This is a genomic window from Bradyrhizobium aeschynomenes (genome assembly GCF_013178945.1).
Lineage (GTDB): Bacteria > Pseudomonadota > Alphaproteobacteria > Rhizobiales > Xanthobacteraceae > Bradyrhizobium > Bradyrhizobium aeschynomenes.
Genome location: NZ_JABFDM010000042.1, coordinates 1 through 365, shown reverse-complemented (window position 1 = coordinate 365; position 365 = coordinate 1). Strand labels below are relative to the sequence as shown.

Annotated in this window: 1 pseudogene; it reads left to right on the top strand. The window is 38.9% G+C overall.

What is annotated here, in order from left to right:
• Window positions 1–365, top strand: a pseudogene (gene slpA / locus HL666_RS34750) (pore-forming S-layer protein SlpA); the annotation flags it as partial.

Here is a 365-nt window from a genome sequence, read left to right as displayed (position 1 = left end):
GCTGCTGGTAGCACTACTGCCGTTAAACCTGCTGAATTAGCTGCAGGTGTGGCTTACACTGTAACTGTTAACGATGTTTCATTTAACTTCGGTTCAGAAAATGCAGGTAAGACTGTTACCCTTGGTTCAGCTAACTCAAATGTAAAATTCACCGGTACAAACAGTGATAATCAAACTGAAACTAATGTTTCTACTTTGAAAGTTAAGTTAGACCAAAACGGTGTTGCTTCACTTACTAATGTTTCAATTGCAAACGTATACGCAATTAACACTACTGATAACAGTAACGTAAACTTCTACGACGTAACTAGTGGTGCTACTGTAACTAACGGTGCCGTTTCAGTTAATGCTGATAACCAAGGTCA